General features: G+C 69.8%; 17 protein-coding genes. 12 read left to right on the forward strand and 5 right to left on the reverse strand.

Annotated features, from left to right (window positions below):
- Positions 1 to 14 precede the first annotated feature (14 nt).
- From QH290_RS17325 to QH290_RS17365, 9 genes are all read left to right on the forward strand, one after another.
- Positions 15 to 1,589, forward strand: coding sequence for a hypothetical protein (locus QH290_RS17325; protein ID WP_280383921.1), 1,575 nt, complete (start codon positions 15 to 17; stop codon positions 1,587 to 1,589).
- Between the two features lie 192 nt (positions 1,590 to 1,781).
- Positions 1,782 to 2,435 (forward strand): GntR family transcriptional regulator, encoded by a 654-nt coding sequence (locus tag QH290_RS17330; RefSeq protein ID WP_280264561.1) that lies wholly within the window; start codon positions 1,782 to 1,784, stop codon positions 2,433 to 2,435.
- A 122-nt stretch (positions 2,436 to 2,557) separates the two neighbouring features.
- A complete protein-coding gene (locus tag QH290_RS17335) occupies positions 2,558 to 3,931 on the forward strand; it encodes a nucleobase:cation symporter-2 family protein (protein WP_280383923.1) in 1,374 nt (457 codons plus the stop codon).
- On the forward strand, positions 3,928 to 4,986 hold the full coding sequence (locus QH290_RS17340; protein WP_280383925.1) for a ring-opening amidohydrolase: 1,059 nt from the start codon (positions 3,928 to 3,930) through the stop codon (positions 4,984 to 4,986). The genes QH290_RS17335 and QH290_RS17340 overlap by 4 nt, the downstream gene beginning before the upstream one ends.
- Positions 4,983 to 6,293 carry a cytosine permease gene (locus tag QH290_RS17345; RefSeq protein WP_280383927.1) on the forward strand — a complete coding sequence of 437 codons (1,311 nt, stop codon included), beginning with the start codon at positions 4,983 to 4,985 and terminating at the stop codon, positions 6,291 to 6,293. The genes QH290_RS17340 and QH290_RS17345 overlap by 4 nt, the downstream gene beginning before the upstream one ends.
- On the forward strand, positions 6,290 to 6,994 hold the full coding sequence (biuH, locus tag QH290_RS17350) for a biuret amidohydrolase (protein ID WP_280264569.1): 705 nt from the start codon (positions 6,290 to 6,292) through the stop codon (positions 6,992 to 6,994). Before QH290_RS17345 ends, biuH begins: the two co-directional genes overlap by 4 nt.
- Positions 6,991 to 7,629 carry an alpha/beta fold hydrolase gene (locus QH290_RS17355; protein ID WP_280264571.1) on the forward strand — a complete coding sequence of 213 codons (639 nt, stop codon included), beginning with the start codon at positions 6,991 to 6,993 and terminating at the stop codon, positions 7,627 to 7,629. Before biuH ends, QH290_RS17355 begins: the two co-directional genes overlap by 4 nt.
- A 31-nt stretch (positions 7,630 to 7,660) precedes the next feature.
- Positions 7,661 to 8,317, forward strand: a complete 657-nt coding sequence (locus QH290_RS17360) for an SRPBCC family protein (RefSeq protein ID WP_280264573.1) — start codon at positions 7,661 to 7,663, stop codon at positions 8,315 to 8,317.
- Positions 8,317 to 8,715 (forward strand): ArsR/SmtB family transcription factor, encoded by a 399-nt coding sequence (locus QH290_RS17365; RefSeq protein WP_280264575.1) that lies wholly within the window; start codon positions 8,317 to 8,319, stop codon positions 8,713 to 8,715. The genes QH290_RS17360 and QH290_RS17365 overlap by 1 nt, the downstream gene beginning before the upstream one ends.
- A gap of 82 nt (positions 8,716 to 8,797) precedes the next feature.
- Here the strand turns inward: QH290_RS17365 and QH290_RS17370 are convergent, their stop codons facing one another.
- Positions 8,798 to 10,123 carry an MFS transporter gene (locus tag QH290_RS17370; RefSeq protein WP_280383929.1) on the reverse strand — a complete coding sequence of 442 codons (1,326 nt, stop codon included), beginning with the start codon at positions 10,121 to 10,123 and terminating at the stop codon, positions 8,798 to 8,800.
- Positions 10,124 to 10,359: 236 nt separating this feature from the next.
- Here QH290_RS17370 and QH290_RS17375 point away from each other — a divergent pair, with 236 nt between their 5' ends.
- Complete coding sequence (locus QH290_RS17375) at positions 10,360 to 11,220, forward strand: helix-turn-helix domain-containing protein (protein ID WP_280383931.1); 861 nt, start codon at positions 10,360 to 10,362, stop codon at positions 11,218 to 11,220.
- Between the two features lie 7 nt (positions 11,221 to 11,227).
- Here QH290_RS17375 and QH290_RS17380 read toward each other — a convergent pair whose 3' ends face one another.
- Both QH290_RS17380 and QH290_RS17385 read right to left on the reverse strand, forming a co-directional pair.
- Complete coding sequence (locus tag QH290_RS17380; RefSeq protein WP_280264582.1) at positions 11,228 to 12,088, reverse strand: ABC transporter permease; 861 nt, start codon at positions 12,086 to 12,088, stop codon at positions 11,228 to 11,230.
- Entirely contained in the window at positions 12,085 to 12,915 is an 831-nt protein-coding gene (locus tag QH290_RS17385) for an ABC transporter permease (protein WP_280264584.1), read from the reverse strand. Before QH290_RS17385 ends, QH290_RS17380 begins: the two co-directional genes overlap by 4 nt.
- 182 nt (positions 12,916 to 13,097) lie before the next feature.
- On the opposite strand from QH290_RS17385, the gene QH290_RS17390 reads away from it, so the two are divergent.
- On the forward strand, positions 13,098 to 13,610 hold the full coding sequence (locus tag QH290_RS17390) for a peroxynitrite isomerase (protein ID WP_280264586.1): 513 nt from the start codon (positions 13,098 to 13,100) through the stop codon (positions 13,608 to 13,610).
- 176 nt (positions 13,611 to 13,786) lie between these two features.
- Positions 13,787 to 13,942, forward strand: a complete 156-nt coding sequence (locus QH290_RS17395) for a hypothetical protein (protein ID WP_280264588.1) — start codon at positions 13,787 to 13,789, stop codon at positions 13,940 to 13,942.
- An 81-nt stretch (positions 13,943 to 14,023) separates the two neighbouring features.
- On the opposite strand, the gene QH290_RS17400 is transcribed toward QH290_RS17395, so the two are convergent.
- Both QH290_RS17400 and QH290_RS17405 read right to left on the reverse strand, forming a co-directional pair.
- Positions 14,024 to 15,868, reverse strand: a complete 1,845-nt coding sequence (locus QH290_RS17400) for a penicillin-binding transpeptidase domain-containing protein (RefSeq protein ID WP_280383933.1) — start codon at positions 15,866 to 15,868, stop codon at positions 14,024 to 14,026.
- Positions 15,869 to 16,273: 405 nt separating this feature from the next.
- A complete protein-coding gene (locus QH290_RS17405) occupies positions 16,274 to 17,137 on the reverse strand; it encodes a GNAT family N-acetyltransferase (protein ID WP_280266025.1) in 864 nt (287 codons plus the stop codon).
- Positions 17,138 to 17,394 lie beyond the last annotated feature (257 nt).

Below are 17,394 nucleotides of genomic sequence, written 5' to 3' on the forward strand. Positions count from 1 at the left end.
GGGTTGATCCACCAATGGAGATGATGCACTTCTATATGCCTTACATGGATGCGCCGGAGTATCCGAGAGAATACAGGTTCCTCGCCTCCACAGAGTTACTGTACCGTAAGCTACCAAAAGTATTCCGTGGGTACTTCGACAGCTTCGGAAAGGACTCCAAAGAAGAGCCGCCGAAGCCGCCCCAAATCACCCAGGTCAGCCACTCCGGCATAGAACGTTCAGGCGCCGACGCGAGCGCGGTAGCGGCTTACACAATCGCATCACGCAAACTCACGGAAACATTTCGAACATTTTATGAAACATCCGTTGAAGTATCGCAGCTGCCACGGAAGTCCGCCGAAATATCCACCAAACAACAGGAGGCCATCAACGGAGTAATCAAACAGGTCAGCGACTCCGCACCGACGGTTGCACCACGCGGAACCCGTCAGGACGACCATATCCTGTCCTACCTCGCCAAGGCGCTGGAGGCCGGCGAGCAGAACATGAGCAAAGCAGTGCAGCAGCAACAACAGGTCGCGAACGAGATCGACAAGCAGTCCGACCTGTTGAAGCGGATTGCGGAACTCGAGAAGCAAATGAAGAATTCCCGATCCACGCCCGAGCGTCCCGGCCGTGACCACCAGGATCGCCGTGGGTTCGACCCACCGACGCTCGTTCCCCCTGCACCTCCCCCGCCGGACGGCGACTTCCGCGGCCGCCGCGATGTCGGCGGCACCGACATCACCGAGCCTTCCGGACCGACCCGCAACGCAGGCGACCGGAGTGCCCGACCTCCGTATCCCCCGGCGCCGACTGTCAGCCCGGCCGCAGTCCCGGCACCGGGCATGTCCGACCTGCTGGGCGGGCTGAGCCCATTGATCGCTCAGCAGATGATGGCGCGCAATCTGGCCGACCAAGGTCTCGTCCGTCGGCCACACGAACTCGATCCGCGCGGCAATGAGCAGGGATTCGACCACTCGCAGCCCGGGATCGCGGGCCGGGCACCGGCGACCATCCCACCTGCGCCCGCGACAACGCCGCCATCGACGGCAACCCCACCCTCCACGTCAGCTCCCCCACCCCGCCCAGCGGAGGGGACGCCGCCGAGAGCCCCAGACGCTGACGGCGACGTCGAGTACACGTTCCCGGACGGCCGAACCCAAAAGGTAACCGCCCTGGTCGCACAGGTTCTCGATGCGGCGATCGCCAACAAGAACGGAACCGACGCCCACAACGCGTACAGCAAGACCAAAGCACAGTGGTCCGACACGAAGTCGATCGGACAACCCGTCGATCCACATCAACTGATCACCGGCGACGTAGGCGTATGGAGCCAGCGCACGGCAGTGGTGGTCGTATGGTCGCCTGACGATGGCGGTGCAGAGGCCGTCATCGACGGCGAACTCGTGAAGTTTCCCGCCAACGGATTGGATGAAATGTCCGACAAGGACGGAGCCTTCGGCACCTTCGCCGGATTCCGCCATCCGAATGGTATCGAATCAGCGGCATCGGATAAGACACGCGCGAATCCACTACACCCCGGCACCGGCGAACCATCCACCACACCACAGCCCGCTGATACTCCCTGGACGCCCTCCACGACGTAATCCGCCCACTCATCGGATGTCAGCGATGCGCCCGACCCGGACTCACGGTTTGTCGAGGGCGCGGTACGCGTCCAGGCCCGGTGGCGGCGATCTTGTGGAGGTCGGGTCCGCAGTTCGTCGGGACGCGATGTCGCGCCGCGCGTCCGAGGCGGAGATCGGGCGCGACCGGTGGGCCCGGATAGGCTCGGCAGGGTGACCACCGATCACGACACGACCGCCGGTGCCCCGCGCCAGGTGATCGCGCAGACGTTGCGTGAGGAGATCCTCGCGGGCCGCCTCGATCCCGGCGATCGGTTGCGCGAGGCCGACCTGGCCGCCCGATTCGGCGTGTCCCGCGTTCCCGTGCGAGAAGCCCTGTCGCAGTTGCAGAGCGAGGGGTTCGTCACGCTCGTGCGCTACCGCGGCGCCACGGTGTCGGCGGCCTCCGGATCCGCGGCGCTGGAACTGATCCAGATCCGGCGCGGGCTCGAGGTGCTGGCGGCGCAGTTGGCGGCGGAGCGGCGGGGCGGGGCGGTCGCGGACGAACTCGCGCGCGTCGTCGAACTGGGCCGCTCGGCGGCGATGAATCTGGCGCACACGCAGTTGCCGCCGCTGGTGCTGCGGTTCCACACCCTCGTCGCGCAGGCCGCAGGCAACCATCAGCTCCGGCTGATGCTCGAACCGCTGCTGCAGCGGGTGTCGTGGATCTTCGATCAGCATCTCCGGGAGCGCACGCACGATTCGTGGACCGACCACGCGGCGATCGCCCAGGCCATCCTGACCGGGTCACCGGTGCAGGCCGGATATCTCATGAGCGAGCACATCGCGAAGGACGAGCAGCTGCTCGGCGAGCTCGACCAGCGCTAATTCGTATACAAAAATCCCGCACTCTGCCGTACTTTACGCACACATAACGCAGAGAAACGTCAGAGAAACACGTTTTGTATACAACTTAGGGACCAGCTTCACGCTCCTCGGAGGTTGTTCCCGTGCCTTCCCGCTCCCCCGAACCCCCGCCGAACCGCCTATCCCCCTGGCGCACCGTGGTTTTCGGCCTCCAGCACGTGCTGGTGATGTACACCGGGTGCGTCGCCGTACCCCTGGTCTTCGGCGCCGCACTCGGTCTCGACAAGACCACCATCGCGACATTGGTCAACGCCGATCTGCTGGTCGCGGGCCTCATCACCGTCGTGCAGGCGGTCGGGATCGGCAAGCTGCTCGGCGCCCGGATGCCGGTGGTGGCGGGCGCGTCGTTCACCGCGGTGAACCCGATGATCCTGATCGGCCAGGAGTACGGGCTGCCCGCGGTGTACGGCTCGATGATCGCGGCCGGGATCTTCGGCATCCTCGTCGCGCTGCCGTTCGCCCGCCTGCTGCGCTTCTTCCCGCCGATCGTGCGCGGCGCGGCGGTGACCATGATCGGCCTGTCGTTGATCGGCAAGGCGGTCACCATGATCTTCGGCGACACGACCCCGGACGGCACCCGCCTCGCCCTCGCGGTCGGAGTGGCCGCGGTGATCGTGGCGCTGATGCGTTACGGCCGTGGGGTTCTCGCGCAATCGGCGGTGCTCGTCGCACTGGTCCTGGGCACGTTCGCCGCGGCCGGACTGTCGATGACCGACTTCGGCGGTGTCGGCGACGCCGGATGGCTGGGCCTGCCGAATCCCTTCGCCTTCGGCGCACCCGAGTTCCCGATCGCGGGCATCGCGTCGATGTGCCTGGTGATGCTGGTGATCTATGCCGAGTCGACGGCGTATCTGCTGTCGGTGTCCGAGACCACCGGGCAACCGGCCGGTCGGGCACAGCTGGCCCGCGGGCTGGCCGCCGACGGCGCCTCGGCGGTGCTGGCCGGATTTCTCACCTCGTTCCCGGACACCATCTTCGCGCAGAACGTGAGCCTGGTGCGGATCACCGGCATCGTCAGCCGCGCGGTGACCGCGGTGGCGGGCGGATTCCTCGTGATCCTCGGGCTGGTGCCGAAGATGGGCGAGGTGGTGGCGAGCCTGCCCGGGCCGGTCATCGGCGCGGTGAGCCTGGTCATGTTCGCGACCGTGGCCGGTGTCGGCATCGCCACCATCGCGCAGGCCGACCTCGCCCGCAACGACAACCTGGTGATCGTCTCGCTCGCGATGGGTGTCGGAATGATTCCGATCGTGGCGCCGCAGATCTACGCCGAACTGCCGTCCGCCGCGAAAATCGTGCTCGGCGGGGCGATTACGAGCACGGTGCTCGTCGCGTTCGTTCTCAATCTGATCTTCAATCACCTCACGCTCCCCCGCGCCCTGCGGCGCACGCGGCCGGATCACGAGCCGAGCCCCGCTGCGCCACAACCGAAATCGACGACCGAGGAGGTCTCCGCATGACCGGTGTCTCGCTGCTCACCGTCCCCACCGCCGGACCCGGCGATCTCGGCGCACTCGCCGTTCTCGACCACATGGGTTGTGCCGCCGGGGATCTGGTCGCCGTGATCGGCAAGACCGAGGGCAACGGCTGCGTCAACGACTTCAGTCGCACGCTCGCCGCGGCGGCTTGGGAGCCCCACCTGCCCCCGGCGGCCGTCTCGGTGTTCTCCGGCGGCACCGAGGGTGTGCTCAGTCCGCACGTCAACCTGTTCGTCCGCGACGATCGGCGCCACCCGGGATTCGATCGGGGGCTGGTCGCCGCGGCGGGGCGCACCCGGGTGCTCGCGCCCGGCGAGATCGGCCGCGCGGCCCAGGTGGACGCGGTCGGCGAGACGGTCGCCAAACTGCTCGCCGAACTCGGGGCCGGGCCCGCCGACACCCATCTGGTCATCGTGAAATGTCCGCTGCTGACCTCGGACAAGATCACCGCGATCCGCGCGGCGGGCGCCGAGCCGGTCGCCACCGACACCTACGAGTCCATGGCGCATTCGCGCGCGGCGAGCGCCCTCGCAATCGCCTGGGCGCTCGAGGAATGCGATCGGCCCACGGCCCTGCGCGCGCTGTCGGGCGACGGAGACGTGTCCTCGGCCCGCGCCTCCACCAGCGCGGGCGCCGAACTCGACGACTGCCACGTCCTCGTTGTCGCGGAGAGCAGGTCGGCGGCGAACCCGCTGCGCGCCCTGCACGGCGAGATGGCCGACGCGCTCGACGTCGCGTCGGTCACCGCGCTGCTCGATCGCGTCCGGGCCGAGAACGGAACGGTCCGCCAGATCTTCGCCAAGGCCGAGGCCGACCCGGCCGGTACCGTGCGCGGCCTGCGGCACACCATGCTCACCGACTCCGACGTCAACGCCACCCGGCACGCCCGAGCCGCCGTCGGCGGGCTGCTGTCGGCACTCAAAGGCGATGGCGCCGTTTATGTTTCGGGCGGTGCCGAACATCAGGGCCCGTCCGGCGGGGGCAGCATCACGGTGATCTACGAACTACCCACTCCGGCGAGGAGCGATCAGCCATGACAGCGACCGTACGCGTTCCCGAAACCACTTGGGACATAGAGGAATTCGAAACGACACCGGTACCGCCGGGCCATCGGCGGCGCCTGCCGTCGGTCGGCGCGGTCTGGTTCGGTTTCCCAATGGTGTTGACCTGCGCCATCTTCGGCGGCCTCATCGTCTACTCGCTGGGGTTCTGGCGCGGGCTGCTCGCGATCGCGGCCGGGAACCTCTGCCTGATGCTGTATGTCGGAGCCCTGAGCTATCTGGCCGGACGGACCGGCGAGAACTTCGCCCTGACCGCCGCGAGAACCTTCGGCACCAAGGCCGCGGCCGTACCGTCGGCATTCCTGGCCACCATCGTGATCGGCTGGTTCGCCTTCCAGACCGGCATGGCCGGAGCGATCCTGCACGACAGCCTCGGCTGGCCCGAGCGGGCGACCACACTGGCGGCCGGGCTGGGTTTCATCGCGCTGACCCTGCTGGGCATTCGGGCGCTGTCGGTGATCGGCGTGATCGCGGCCCCGGTGTACATCGCGCTCGGCGCCGTCGCGATATACCTTGCCGCGCAGGATGGTTCGGGATCGCCCACCGGCTATCCCGGCGGGGCCGGAAGTGCCGCACTGAGTTTCGGGGCCGCGGTCACCCTGGTGATCGCCTCCTTCATCGACTCCGGCACCATGACAGCCGATTTCACCAGATGGTCGCGTAACGGACGCGAGGGATTCCTGGCCGCGGCCTCCGCGTTCCCCGTGAGCAATTCCATCGCCCTGCTCGTCGGCGGCCTGGTCGTCGCGTTGGGCGGCGCCACCGATCCCGGCACCGACGGCGGCAACTTCCTCGGCCTGCTGATCGGTCACGGCGGCGTGCTGGTCCCGCTGGCCGTGGCGTTCGTCTTCATCAATCTCGGCTCGGTGTGCGCGCACTGCCTGTACAACGGCGCGGTCGGCTGGAGTCAGCTCACCGCGGGCCGGATGCGCACGCTGACACTGATTCTCGGCGCCGTCGGGGTACTGCTCGCGGTGGCCGGGATCTGGACCTACTTCGAGCAGTGGCTGAATCTGCTCGGCGTGATCGTGCCGCCCATCGGCGCGGTCGTGATCCTCGACCAGCTGGTCCTGCCGCGCACCCGGCTGCGCTCCCCCGCGACCGCCCGCGCCGTGCGCTGGCAGCCCTTCGCCGGATGGGCGGGCGGCGCGGCCGCGGCCCTGCTCACCCACCGGCTCGCGCCGTGGCTGTCGGATGCCGTGGTCGGCTTCGTCACCGCGGCCCTGCTCCTCACCGTCTGCTCCGCCCTGACCGCACGCGACCGGAAGGATTGCCCCGCATGACATTTCCACCCCTCACCGCCGCCACCCCGTACGCCTGGCCCTACGACGGCGGCATCGACCCGGCCCGCACGGCCCTGCTGCTGATCGACTGGCAGACCGACTTCTGCGGGCCCGGCGGCTACGTCGACCGGATGGGATACGACCTGGCGCTCACCCGCGCCGGACTCGAACCCACCGCCCGGGTGCTCGCCGCGGCACGGGACCTCGAGATGACCGTCGTCCACACCCGCGAGGGACATCGCCCGGACCTCAGCGACCTTCCCGCCAACAAGCGCTGGCGCTCGGCGCGGGCGGGCGCGGAGATCGGGAGCACCGGGCCCTGCGGCCGGATCCTGGTCCGCGGCGAGCCGGGCTGGGAGATCGTGCCCGAGGTCGCGCCGCTGCCCGGCGAACCCGTGATCGACAAGCCGGGCAAGGGCGCCTTCTACGCCACCGATCTGGATCTGGTGCTGCGCACCCGCGGCGTGACGCACCTGATCATCACCGGCATCACCACCGACGTCTGCGTGCACACCACCATGCGCGAGGCCAACGACCGCGGCTACGAATGCCTGGTGCTGTCGGACTGCACCGGCGCGACCGAGCGCCGCCACCACGAGGCCGCGCTCAGCATGATCACCATGCAGGGCGGCATCTTCGGCGCGGTCGCCGCCTCCGCGGACCTGCTCGCCACCCTCGGCGTGGCGCCCGCGACCGTATGAGGATCGTGCTGATCCACGGCGCGGCGACCGACTCGCGCGTGTGGGCCGCCACCGCGGCCGCACTGCGCGGGCCGGGTGAGGTGTTATGCCCGGACCGCCCGCAGTCCGGTGAGATGGACACCGAAATCGCTTATCTCGCACCGTACTGCGCGGGCGCGTTCGTCGTCGGCGTCAGCGGCGGCGCGACCCTCGGCCTCGAGCTGGCGGCCCGCGGCATCCCCCTGGCCGGGGCCCTGCTGCACGAACCGGCGGCCGGGTCGCTGGCCCCCGGATTGCTCGACCACGTCGCCGCCGCACTGGCCACCGGTGGGATCGAAGGATTCGGCCGCGCCCTCTACGGTCCGCGCTGGCGTCCGGCCGATACGCCCGCGACGCTCGAGACGGTCCGCGCGGAGTTCGCGATGTTCCGCGGCTTCGAACCGGCACCCCTGGCCGCCGCCGACCGCATCACCCTGACCGTCGGGGCGAATTCTCCACCCCCGCGCCATGATTCGGTCCGCGCTGTGGCCGCCCACCTGGGCACTCGGGTCCGCACGATCCCCGGGGCGGGCCACGCCGCACACCTCGAATGCCCCACGAAACTGGCCGCCCTCATCGAGTCGACGGCCCTCGACCACGGCCGCCCGGTGAGCTAACATAAGTCACAACCTATTTAAGGAGTAACTTATGTCCATGCTCACCGACCCCGTCGCCATCGCCGGTCTCGTGTCTCGCGAGATCCGCACCGGGGCCCGCGAGGGCGCGCCGACCAAGATCGCCGTCGCCCGGCGCAGCTATCCCACGGATCGGTCCGACCTGTGGAACGCGCTCACCGATATCGAGCGGATCCCGCGCTGGTTCCTGCCGATCAGCGGCGACCTGCGGGTCGGCGGCCGGTATCAGCTCGAGGGCAACGCGGGCGGGGTGGTCGAGCGCTGCGAGGCACCCGAGCGGTTCGACGTGACCTGGGAGATGGGCCCGCAGATCTCATGGCTGACCATCAGCCTCACCCCGGAGGGCGAGGGCACCCTGCTGGAACTGGTGCACGAGGCACAGGTCGATCCGGACCTCTGGTCGCAGTTCGGGCCGGGCGCGGTCGGCGTCGGCTGGGATCTCGCCCTGATGGGCCTGGGCCTGCACGTGGCCAGCGGAGCCCCGGTCGACCCGGCCGAGGGGGCCGCGTTCCCGACCACGCCCGAGGGCAGGGAGTTCGTGCGCTCCTCGGCCTCCGGCTGGGCCGACGCGGCCGTCGGCGACGGCGACGATCCGGTGGCGGCGCACGCCGCCGCCGAGCAGACGATCGGCTTCTACACGATCGTGCCCGAGGAGGACCCGCAGCCCTGATGAGCGAGCCGCCACAGATCTTCGAGGCCCTCGGCGACCCGGTACGCCGCGGCATTCTCGAACTGCTGGCGTCCGGTGAAATGCCCGCGAGCGCGGTCGTCGACGGCGTGCGGCGCTATACGCCGATCTCCCAGCCCGCGGTGTCCCAGCACCTGAAGGTGCTGCGCGAGGCCGGACTCGTCAGCGTCCGCGTCGACGGCCCGCGCCGCATCTACGCGATCGATCGCTCAGGCGTCGACGCGGCACAGACCTGGCTCACCGGGCTGACCGACCCGCTGGAGCAGTTCGCCCAACCGCTCGACGCCCTCGCCACCGAGGTCGCCCGCGGTAAACGCACCCGCCGCCGGTCCGATCCGGGCCGCCGACCCGAGCAGCCGCCGAGCACCCGGTACGCCTGACCCGCCGGGCAAGTCGCCACATGCAGCGCCTTGCCCCTCGAGCTCAGGACTCCGGGTCCGGCGCCCGCGGGCAGCAGGCTGCTCAGGACTCCGGGTCCGGCGGCCGCACGGGCAGCAGGGCGATCAGGCCCAGGGCGAGCACCAGCAGCAGGCCGACGATGCCCGCGCGGTCGGCGCCGAAGGCCCAGACGAACAGGCCGAACATGACCGGAGCCAGAAACGACACCGCCCGGCCCGTCGTCGTGTAGAGGCCGAACATCTGGCCCTCGCGGCCGGGTGGCGCCAGGCGCGCGAGGAAGCTGCGCGCGGCGGACTGCGCGGGACCGACGAACACCGTGAGCAGCAGGCCGAACACCCAGAACAGCACGGGCCCGGAGACCATCAGCAGCGCGGTGCCGAAGACCAGCATCGCGGCCAGCGAGGCGACGATGACCGCCTTCGGACCGACCGTGTCGTCGAAGCGCCCGGCGACGATGGCGCCCAGTGCCGCAACGACATTCGCCGCGATGCCGAACAGCAGCACATCGTCGTCGGAGATGCCGTACACCCGCACGGCCAGCACCGCGCCGAAGGTGAACACCCCGGCCAGACCGTCCCGGAAGATCGCGCTCGCCAGCAGGAACCCCGCCGTGCGCCGATCGGCCGCCCACAGCTCGCGCAGATCGCGCCACAGCACCCGGTAGGAGGCGAGAAATCCGGCCCGCGCGGCGCCCGGATCGGCATCGGTGCGCGGGAGTTCCGGCACGGCCAGCAGCACCGGCAGCGCGAAGGCGGCGAACCACACCGCCGCCAGCACCGCGACCAGCCGGATATTGAGCCCGTCGGCGGTCGGCACACCCAGCAGCCCGCGCGTCTCGCCGTCCCCGGCGATGAAACCCACATAGCAGATCAGCAGCAGCCCGATGCCGCCGAAATACCCCATCGCCCAACCGAATCCGGAGACCCGGCCGATCGTCGCCGGGGTGGAGACCTGCCGCAGCATGGCGTTGTAGGGCACCCCCGCCAATTCGAACGCCGCCGAGGCGAGAGCGAGCAGCAGCAGGCCCAGCCACAGCTCGCGATAGTCGTCGTGCACGAAGAACATTCCGGCCATCAGCACGATCGTGAGACCGGTCAGCAGTCCCAGCGCGCGCTTGCGCCGCGCGGTGGCGTCGAACCACTGCCCGCTGACCGGCGCGGTCAGCGCGACCACCAGTCCGGACAACCCCAACGCCCAGCCCAGCCACGCGCTCGCCGAGATCCCGCCGGGCAGATCGTCGCCCACCGTATCGGTGAGATACACCGAGAAGACGAAGGTGAGGATGACCGCCTGGAACGCCGCCGACCCCCAGTCCCACAACCCCCACGCCACCACCTGCCGCCGACCGGCGGCCTGCCCGATGGTGGCTCGCCCCGGAACCTCGGTCATGCCACGCAGCGTAGGCGACGGCGGCACCCGATGCCCGATTCCCGGGCCCACCGGCGACGAAAGCACCTGTCGCCGACCGGCACCGGCACCGCGGATACCCGCCCTCGCCACGGTTGCAGCAGGTACGCTCTTGGCCAATGAATGCCCCCGCCGCAGCTCAGCGCTGCCGAGCGGGCTCCGACAAGGCAGGAACGCGGCCGCGCGTTCCGCGAAGTGCACAGAGGAGAGCGCTCGCCATGGCAGGCAAGCGAACGGTGCTGACGGTCCAGCTCAGGCGGCTGGCCGCGCTGCTGCACGAGATGCGCGAACACGCCGGGGTCAGCAAGGAGGTGGTCAGCGCCCGCACCGGTATCAACGTCACCACGCTGTACCGCATCGAGACGGCCCAGGCCCGACCGCAGCGGCGCACCCTGATGGCCATGCTCGACCTGTACGGCGTCGAGGAACCGCAGCGCGCGGATGCCCTGCAGTTGCTGCAGGAGGCGCAGAAGCCGGGCATGTCGCGCCCGTTCGAGGCGGCCGTCTCGGAGGTCTACGCCGCCTATATCAACTTCGAGAACGAGGCGCTCTCGGCGCGGCTGTTCCAGACCTCGTTCATCCCCGGGCTCCTGCAGACCGAGCAGTACGCCGTGGCGGTGCTGGACACGGCCATGCCGAAGGTCGAGGCCGCGGTCATCGAGCAGCGGCTGCGCGCGCGTTTCGAGCGGGCCAAGGTCCTCGCCAAGGAGGAGCCGCTGGAGCTGTGGGTGGTGCTCGACGAGGCGGCGATCCGGCGCGTGGTCGGCGGCCGCGAGGTGATGCGGGGGCAGCTGCTGCGGCTGGTCGAGGAGTCGGAGAAGCGCAACGTCATCCTGCAGCTGCTGCCGTTCGACGCCGGGGCCCACCCGGCCATGGTCGGCTCGTTCGTGGTGCTGGACTTCCACGACCCGGCCGACCCGGAACTGGTCTATGTCGAGGGCATCGCGGGCGACGATATCGTGGAGGGCCACAACGAGATTCGCCGCTTCGGGGTGATGTTCGACCAGCTCCGCGCCATGGCCCTGAGCCCACGCGATTCCACGGCGCTGATCGCCGAGGTAGCCGACGACCTGAAGTGAGAGGTGCTCAGCTGCGGCTGGCGCGGCGGTAGCCAACTATCGCGGGCACGGCGAACAGCACCATCGCGCCGACCGACCAGGCGACGGTTGCCAGCAGGGGGCCGCGCACCGGGCCGCCCAGAGACAGCCCGCGCATGGCGTCGACGGCGTAGGACATGGGCTGGTGGGCCACAATGGGTTTCGCCCAGGCCGGGTAGGCGGCCAGCGGGACGAATCCGGTGGAGAAGAACATCAGCAGCGACGAGCCCAGCGAGATCGCCTCCACCAGAGCCGGTTTGGCGGTGTAGACGGCGACCGCGGTCACCAGCGTGGCGAAACCCAGCCCGTACAGCAGCGGCACCCCCACCAGGGCCACGGCCGCGGCCCAGCCCTGCCGGAACCGGAGCCCGAGCAGCACCCCCACCGCGAACAGCACCAGCGTGCAGGTCAGGATGCGGGCGCCCTCGGCGGCGATCCGCGCCAGCAGCCCCGACACCCGATGGACGGGCAGCACCCAGAACCGGGCCAGCAGGCCGTCGTCGCGCTCGCGGCCCAGCGTGATCGCACCGGCCAGCGACCCCGACATCACCGATACCAGCGTCACCATGGGCACCGAGCCGTACAACGCGCTCGCCCCCGAGAACGCCGAGATCTGGCGCCCCAGCACGGTATCGAGCATCACCAGCAGCAGCGCCGGGAAGATCAGCGACTGGGCCATCGTCAACGGGTCACGGCGCCAGCGCTTCAGCAGCCTACGGGTCTGAATCGCCGTCTGCGGCAAAAGATATCGGCCCGACTCGGTACGCGCGGTGACCACGGGCAGATCGACCACCGCCGCTCCCACTCCGCCGGGTCCGGGCGTCCGCGCCGCCCCTGTGCTCGCGGTCATCGCTGCCTCCGCACGGCCACCACCGCCGACGCACCGCCGAACACCACCAGCCCCAACGCCGCCCACGCCAGCCCCGGCCCGACGGCGGCCCAGCTCACCGCCCCGGCCCGCCCGGACCGGTCGCCCGCCAGCACCCGCAGCACGCCGATGAACTGCGACACCGGCTGGTTCCGCGCGAAACCCTGAATCCAGCGCGGAAACTGGTTCGCCGGGGCGAATCCGGTGGACACCATGCCGAGGATCAGCTGCGGCAGCACCAGTGCCTGCGTCGTCGCCTCCGGACTCCTCGACAGCGCCCCCAGCAGATCGCCCATCAGGCCCAGCAGCAGCCCGAGCACGAGGGAGAAGGCGAGGAATCCGGCGGTGTGCCATCCGCCGCCGTAGAACCGGAATCCGATCACGTGCCCGCAGACCAGCGCCGACACCAGCGCGATCACTATCCGGTATCCGACCGCCACGGTCCGGGCCGCCAGCGGCGCCACCGACGGCATGGGCATCGTCGCGAAGCGGGCGTCCAGTCCGTCACGCGCGTCGGTGGCCGAACGGAACGCCGCCGCCGTCCCGCAGAACGACACCGCCTGCATCACGATCATGGGCATGAGGAACTGCGCATAGCTGCTGAGCCCGTGCCCCGCGAAGCTCATCACCCGGTTCAGCGGCACATAGAAACCGACGGTGAACACCACCGGCGACAGCAGCGCGGTCAGCACCTCCCCGTTCCGCAGCGAGGGCCGGACCAGCCGCAACGCCAGCACCCAGCACTGCCGCACCGCCGACCGCCGGGGAACCGGCGGCGCCCCGGGTCGCGCGAGCACATCGATCCCCATCGCGTATCCCTCCCCGTGCGCGGACGGCAGGTGCCTTCATCTCATCAGAGATACCGCCCGAATACCGCCCGGCGTTCGATGCCCTCGCTCCGGACGGCGTGTTCGCACCGTGTCAAGGCCGGTCACCCCTATTCGCCCGATCCGAGCGCGTCGTCCGCCCACCCGCGCCGCCCGCGGCCACTATGCTGACCGCCGTGCTCGAACCCCAGCCTCCCGTCGCGCCCCATCCCGATATCGCCCACCTCGCCCCGCTGCTGGGCACCTGGCGCGGCTCCGGCCACGGCGAGTACCCGACCATCGAGTCGTTCGACTACCACGAGGAAGTCACCTTCGGCCACGTCGGCCGTCCGTTCCTCACCTACCGCCAGCGCACCCGGCACGCCGAAGACGGCCGCTCGCTGCACGCCGAGACCGGCTACCTGCGCTGCGCCGGGCCGGATCGCATCGAACTGATCCTCGCCCACCCGACCGGGATCACCGAGATCTGCGAGGGCAGCTTCGACGTCGCCGACGGCGGCCTGAGCATGGAACTGGACTCCACCCACATCGGCCTCAGCTCCACGGCGAAAATCGTGACCGCGCTGGGACGCTCGCTCCGGTTGTCCGGCGACACCATCGATTACACGCTGCGCATGGCCGCCGCCGGACAGCCGAAACAGCACCATCTGGCCGCCAGTCTGCGCCGGGCCGAATAACAAAAAGATCACCGACACGCCCGTGACCTGCGGCACTAATTCGGGGACCTGTGCTATTGCGCACCGGGGGTTGTCCCGGAGATTGCTGGCGTTCTACCGTTTTTCGAGTCGGCTAACAGCCGGCGACCGATAGTTCGAGCCCATTGGATCTCGCTCACCCCACAAGGGAGAAGACCATGAAGCGTTCGACGCTCACCCTCATCACCGCAGGGATGCTCCTGGCCGGCACCGGCGCCGTGGAAATACTCGGCGACGCGTCCGTCGGGGCCGAATCCCCCGTTGGGAACGCCGCCCCGACGGCGACGAGCGGAATGGAGGTGCACTCGCCATAAACACCGACGAACACATTCGAATGCGACCCGGCGACCGGATGCCTCACTCCCCCAGGCATCCGGTCGTCGCATTTCCGGAGATCATGCCGTCCCCGGTGGCAGGGCCGTCAGCATATCCCGGGTAACCGCGACGGCATTATCGGAACTCCCGCCTTTCACCAGCAGCGTCGCGAAGGCCATATCGCCGCGATAGCCGATGAACCAGGAATGCGAGCCGCCCTCCACCTCCGCCTCGCCGGTCTTGCCATATACCTCGCCCTGATCGGCGATCCGCTCGGCGGTCCCGCCGACCACCACCATCCGCATCATCGTCCGCAGCCCCCGCACCACCGCCGGGGACAGCTCCGGGCGGTCCCCGGCGACCTTCGTCTCGTAGCCGCCGATCAGGTACGGCGTCGGCACCGAACCGCGGGCCACGGTGGCGGCCGCGAGGGCCATCACGAACGGGCTGGTCACGACCGTGCCCTGGCCGATACCGTTCTCGGTGCGCTGCACCTTGTCCGGTGCGGGCGGCACCGATCCCGAGACCGTGGGCAGGCCGACGACCGTGTAGTCCGGGCCGATGCCGAACCGGGCCGCGGCGTCGGTGAGCGCACCGGCGGGCAGCTCGCTGGCGATCTTCGCGAAGGCCGTATTGCAGGACCGCTGGTAGGCGGTGGCCATCGGGACGTCGCCGATGGTGAACAGCTCGTAGTTGGGGATGGTCCGCTCCCCGATCACGATGCGGCTCGGGCACGGCACCACCGTGTCGGGCGTCGCGGTGCCCTCGGCCATCGCGGCGGCCGCGGTCACCGTCTTGAAGGTGGAGCCCGGCGGATACAGCCCGGAGGTGGCGACGGGACCGTCGGCGTCGGCCGCCTTGTTCTGCGCCACCGCCAGCACCGCGCCGGTGGAGGGCTGCAGCACCACCATCATGGTCTGGTCGGGGCGCACGTCGACCGCTCGCTGCGCGGCGTTCTGCACATTGCGGTCGATGCTCAGCGAGAACGAGGGCGCCGGCTGCGGCGCCACCTCGTGCAGCACGTCGACGTCGGCGCCGTTGGCGTTGACGGTGACCACACTCCAGCCGGCCTTGCCGTCCACCTCGTCGATGACGGTCTTGCGGACCTGCGCCATAAGGTCGGGGGCGAAACGGCGGTCGGCGGGCACCAGATCCGCCTGATTGCCGGTGCTCACGCCGGGCAGCCCGAGCAGCTGGGCGCCGACCTCGTCGAACTCCTTGTCCGTCAGCGTCGCGACGGTGTACGCGCCGGAGGTCTTGCGTGCCCGGGAGAGGATGGTGTCGGCGGTCAGGTCCTCGTCGAAGCGGTGCAGGGCCGCGGCGAGGGTGTCGGCCACATACCCGGGATCGGGCGCCGCGCTCGCCGTGAACGAGATCGGATGCACCGTATCGGGAATCAGCACATCGGCGCCCGAGCGCTCGTTGACCCGGGCGCGCGGCGCCGGGGTGGCCCGCAGCTCCATGGTCTGGGTGTCACCGAGTTTCGGATGGATGTCCGATGCCGTCCAGCGCACCTGCCAGCGGCCCTCGCTGCGCCCCATCTGCAGCTCGCCGGAGTAGGTCCAGACGCGGTTCCTCGGCAGCCGCCACGTATAGGTGTACTCGACGGTGGCGGTGTCGCCGGTGACGCGCGCGGCCCCGGTATCCGCGCTCAGCTGCTCGGCCTGCAGCTTGTCCCACGCCGAAGCCAGTGCGCCGCCTGCCTTTCCGGGCTGATTGGTGAGCTGCGCCGCCGCCCGCACGTCGTGCCGGGCGAACGCGGCCAGAAAATCGTCCGCCGCGGGCACGGGCCCCTGGGACTCGGCCGCACAACCGCCCGCCGCGACCGCCACGGCCGCGACCAGCACGGCGATCGGCCCCCGGCACGAAAGATTCGGCCCCCACCCGGGACCACGCCGCCCACAACGCCTTTCGGATACCACCATCAACCCGATCGTATCCAGCCAACCCCCCGCTACCCCAACGACACACTGTGCCCCACCACCCCACCCTCCACACCACAACCCACTCACCCCCCTGCACACCACAACCACTCAATCCCCGACACGCCTTAGCCACTCAGTTCCCGGCACACCTGAACCACCCAGTTCCCGACACACCTGAACCACCCAGTTCCCGACACGCCTCAACCACCCAGTTCCCAGCACACCTCAACCACTCAATTCCCGACACACCTGAACCACCCAGTTCCCGACACACCTGAACCACCCAGTTCCCGGCATGGCTCACCACTCAATCCCGGCATGGCTCACCACTCAATCCCGGCACGCCACAAACACTCAATCCCGGCATGCCTCGAACACTCATTCCCGGCATGCTTTTGGCCGGGATCAGTCGACCAGGACCGTGGCGAAGGTGGCTATCTGGCGGAAACCGACCTTGGCGTAGGCGCGGCGGGCCGCCTCGTTGTAGCAGTTGACGTACAGGCTCGCGGTGCGGCCGGACGCGACCACCGCATTCGCCACCGTGGCCGTCCCCGCGGTGCCCACGCCCCGGCCGCGCCACTGCGGGTGCACCCACACGCCCTGAATCTGCCCGGTGCGCCGCGAAACCGCGCCCACCTCGGCCTTGTACACGACCTCGCCGTCCTCGAAGCGGGCCCAGGCGCGACCGGCCTGGATCAGGCTCGCCACGCGCCGCCGATAGCTGCGCCCGCCGTCGCCGACGCGCGGATCCACCCCGATCTCCTCGGTGAACATGGCGACGGCGGCGACCAGGTACCGATCCAATTCGTCGGCACGCACCCGGCGCACCCGGGGGTCTGGCACCGCGCGGGCGGGACCGTCGAGCGCGAGCAGCGGCTGATCGGCCCGCAGATCCCGCGCCGGGCCCCAGCGCTGCGACAGCATCTCCCACAGGGGCAGCGCCAGTTCCTGGCGGCCGACCACCGACGAGCACACCCGCGGCCACCGCGCCGCCCGCTCGGCGAAGGCGCGCAGATCGTCGGGACCACCGCGCAACGGCACCAGATTCGCCCCGGAGAAGCACAGCGAGGCGACCGGGCCGCCGCGGCTCCACAGTTCCGCCTGACCGCCCCGGGGGTCGAGCCCGTGCTCCTGCAGACGCGCGGCAACCATACAGCTGGCCACCGGGTCGGTGTCCAGGATTTGCAGCACCTGTGCCAGATCGCGATTCGCGAGCTGGCGAGCGCCGGAAGTCCTCGTCCGGCGGGTCGGCTCCAGCACACTCCGCACGACTCACAGCCTGCCACGAAGAGTACGAATACGCTGCTGTTCCGGTGTGGGGAGCGCTACACCACACACGACCGCGCCCGGTGTCACGAACGCATCCCCGGCTCGGCTAACCGACGGTGACGACCGGTTCGCCCGCACCGGCGTCGCCCATCTCCTCGGGGGTTGGGAGAGGCACATAGATGAGGGGGGGCACGCTATGATGATAAGGCCCCCGGGGTTTGTACACGCCCGTGTCGAAGAAAAAGGGCAGGGCGGTA

The sequence above is a fragment of the Nocardia wallacei genome, from assembly GCF_029869545.1.
Taxonomy (GTDB): Bacteria; Actinomycetota; Actinomycetes; order Mycobacteriales; family Mycobacteriaceae; genus Nocardia; species Nocardia wallacei_A.